This is a genomic window from Candidatus Thiosymbion oneisti (assembly GCF_900092655.1).
Lineage (GTDB): Bacteria > Pseudomonadota > Gammaproteobacteria > Chromatiales > Chromatiaceae > Thiosymbion > Thiosymbion oneisti.
In genome coordinates, this window is record NZ_FLUY01000271.1 from 1 (window position 1) to 3,784 (window position 3,784).

Genomic DNA, 3,784 nt, shown 5'->3' on the forward strand with positions numbered 1-3,784 from the left:
TTTACGACACCCTCGGCGGGAGAGGGGTTGGGGTGAGGGCGAAAAAAACAGCGCACGATCGATCACAAACCGCGTCGATAACGCTTAACTTAATGGCATTGGAATGGGCCTACTACGCCAGGCAGCACACGGGAACCGAGGTTACCCAGGGTGCAGCGCGTACCATCGACTGGAATATCCGTATGGAGCCAGATAAGCCACTCAAGCGATCCGGCGGCGTCACGGAACAGCGGATTCATGCGCTGATTGCCGCAGCCTGCGACATACTCAAGAAGGGTGCGCCAGCGGTTTCTGCCGACAAGCTTCACCGACTCGCTAAAGCGGATACGGCTGCCGGCCTTACCAGCATCCAGTCCCTTGCCGATTTGGGTGTCCCCTATGCCGTTCTTTTGTACGAACGATTTCTTGCGCGGTAAATCGGAGGCAACCCTTGGCTCCCCCGGCATTAGACCCTATAGAACTCAGCATCTTTTCCAGCCGCTTGGAGGCAGTCTGTGACGAAATGGGGGCGGTGCTGCGCAACGCCGCCTTTTCCCCCAATATCCGCGACCGGCTCGATTTCTCCTGTGCCGTATTCGATCGCGCCGGCAAGCTCTGCGCCCAGGCCGCCCACATCCCGGTCCATCTGGGTAGCATGGCCTTTGCCATGGCCTCCGTGGTCGCTGCCATGCAGTGGGATGAGGGCGATATAGTGATCCTCAACGACCCCTTTCTGGGTGGGACCCATCTGCCGGATGTGACCGTCATCGCCCCCCTTTTTGCCGACCGCCGGCTCGTTGCCTTCGTGGTGAATCGGGCCCACCATGCGGACATCGGGGCGCGTGCACCAGGCTCCATGCCCATCTCCCGTTCGATCCATGAAGAGGGGCAGATCATCGCGCCTGTGCACCTGATGCGGCGCGGCTCCCTCGACGAGCAGCTGTTGGCGTCCATCACTGGCAACACCCGCAACCCGGCAGACGCTGGGGGTGATTTTTACGCCCAAATCAGCGCCAATCGGGCCGGCCTGGCCCGGCTCGGCGAGCTCGTTGCCCGGCGCGGCCCCGAGGTATTCCAAACCGACCTGGCGGCCTTGAACGATTATGGTGAACGCCTGGCCAGAGGCGCCCTCAGGACCATCCCGGACGGCACCTATGGCTTCGAAGATCGGATGGACGACGATGGTCAGGGAAACCGGGATATCCGGATTCGGGTCCGGGTTCGGATGCGGGACGGAACCGCTGAGGTCGATTTTGCGGGCACGGCGGGGCAGGTGCCGGGCAACATCAACTGTCCGTTGGCGGTCGCCGCGGCGGCCGTCTTCTATGTATTCCGCTGCCTCATGCCGGCCCAGACGCCCGCCTGTGCCGGCAGTCTGCGGCCGGTAAGTCTGGTGGCCCCCGGCAGTTGTCTGCTCAACGCCCGCTACCCGGCCGCGGTGGCGGCGGGCAATGTGGAGACCAGCAGCCGCATCGTGGACCTCGTTATGGGGGCGTTGGCCCAGGCGGTTCCCGAGCGCGTCCCGGCGGCCAGTCACGGCAGCATGAACAACCTGGCTATGGGCGGTGCCGCTTGGGACTACTATGAGACCATCGGCGGCGGCATGGGGGCCGGGGCGATGGGTGGCGGACACTCAGGTGTACAGACCCACATGACCAACACCCTGAACACCCCGATCGAGGTGCTGGAGACCCGCTTTCCCCTGCGGATCACAAAGTATGGCCTGCGCCGCGGGTCCGGCGGACCGGGGCGGCGGGCCGGCGGCGACGGACTGGTGCGAGAGCTGGAATTTCTCTCCCCCACTGATATCTCCCTGATTACGGAACGCCGCCGCCATGCCCCCTGGGGTGCTGCCGGCGGCGGATCGGGACGCACGGGCCGGAATCTGCTCAACGGCCACGAGCTACCGGGAAAGGTCGCCCTGGAGGTAGCCACCGGGGACTGCCTGCGGATCGAGACACCGGGTGGCGGCGGTTGGGGCAGTACCGACCAGGCAACACACAAGGGCGAAGCGGGAAGACAAAAAGGAGACCACTCCTAACCCCCCGGACCAACGCCGGGAAGTGGATCAACCGGGGCATTGGTGTTAATCCCATGCGCGGAATTATCGGGGCCTGGAGGGAATGGAACCCGCGTCGACCGAATGGAGGACACCGGCTTGAAACACTCCGCGGCGCGGAGCCACCACGTTCCCACGCAGCGCGTGGGAACGAGAAAAAGATGCAGGCACTGATGCTACCGAGATCAGCGAGCCTTTATGCGTCGAACGCAACACATTAGATCCTCCCCGGACAACGCCGAATCATTCAGGATTGCTACCGAAATTCGCACACGCCCATCCGGCATGTGTAGCCGGTGTGTTTGAAACCTGCATCCGGGGCGGTACACTCCTCTTAATTTGATTGTGCCGTTTCCTGCCAGGAGTCCATCGTCGTGCCCCATCACGAGTTCCGCTGCATCAAGCGTCTGCCGCCCTATGTTTTCAGCATCGTCAATCAGCTGAAGGCGGAGGCGCGGGCGCGGGGGGAGGACATCATCGATTTCGGCATGGGGAACCCGGATCAACCGCCACCGCCGCATATCATGGACAAGCTGGTGGAGGTCTCCCAGCGCAGGGATACGCACCGCTACTCGGTCTCGCGCGGCATCCCGCGCCTGCGCCGCGCCATCTGCAACTGGTACCGCCGGCGTTATGATGTACAGCTGGACATGGACACTCAGGCGATCGTGACCATCGGCTCCAAGGAGGGTCTGGCGCACCTCGCCCTGGCGACCATGGGGGCCGGCGACACGGTACTGGTACCCAATCCCGCTTATCCCATTCACCCCTATGGTTTCATCATCGCCGGGGCGGACGTGCGGCATGTTCCCATGGTGCCGGGGATGGACTTCTTCGATGAGCTACGCAAGGCCATCCAGGACTCCTGGCCCAAGCCGAAGCTGTTGGTCCTCAATTTCCCGAGCAATCCCACCACCCGTTGCGTGGATCTCGACTATTTCGAAGAGGTCGTCGCCATCGCCCGCGAGCACGGCATCTGGGTGATTCACGACCTGGCCTATGCGGATATCGTCTTCGACGGCTACCGGGCCCCTTCGATCCTCCAGGTAGCAGGCGCCGAGGAGGTCGCGGTGGAGTCCTTCTCGCTCTCGAAGAGCTACAACATGCCCGGCTGGCGAATCGGATTCATGTGCGGCAACCGGGAGCTGATCGCCGCCCTGGCGCGGATCAAGTCCTACCTGGACTATGGGACCTTCACGCCGATCCAGGTGGCAGCCATCACCGCCTTGGAGGGCCCTCAGGACTGCGTGGCCGAGATCCGTGATCGCTACCAACGCCGCCGGGATGTGTTGTGTGACGGGCTCGCGGCGGCGGGTTGGCGGATCGAGAAGCCCAAGGCCACCATGTTTGTGTGGGCGCCGATTCCTGAGCCTTACCGGGAGCTGGGCTCGCTGGAGTTCTCCAAGAAGTTGCTGCGGGAGGCCAAGGTCGCGGTCTCACCCGGGATCGGCTTCGGCAAGTATGGGGATGACCATGTGCGCTTCGGCCTGATCGAGAACGAGCATCGTACCCGCCAGGCTGTCCGCGGCATCCGCGACATGCTGCGGCGCGATGCCCGTGGTCATTAGAAATATGGTAACCGTTCAGCCCCCACCTCCGTCATTCCGATAATAGGTAGTGGATAATGTATAAGTGATAACATGACCAACGGTACTGGCTACTATGCCCCCTCTCCCGCCGGGAGAGGGGTTGGGGAGAGGGGATCAAAAAGATGAATCGCTCTACTTTTTCACTTATAAGTTTACC

The 3,784-nt window shown here is 62.7% G+C and carries 2 protein-coding genes and 1 pseudogene; all 3 read left to right on the plus strand.

Going from position 1 to position 3,784, the window contains the following annotated elements; all coding sequences use genetic code 11:
• Positions 1-416, plus strand: a pseudogene (locus BQ17_RS02280) (hypothetical protein); the annotation flags it as partial.
• Positions 417-430: 14 nt separating this feature from the next.
• Entirely contained in the window at positions 431-2,020 is a 1,590-nt protein-coding gene (locus BQ17_RS02285; protein ID WP_089724108.1) for a hydantoinase B/oxoprolinase family protein, read from the plus strand.
• Positions 2,021-2,406: 386 nt separating this feature from the next.
• Positions 2,407-3,606, plus strand: a complete 1,200-nt coding sequence (alaC, locus tag BQ17_RS02290) for an alanine transaminase (protein WP_089724109.1) — start codon at positions 2,407-2,409, stop codon at positions 3,604-3,606.
• Positions 3,607-3,784: the final 178 nt, after the last annotated feature.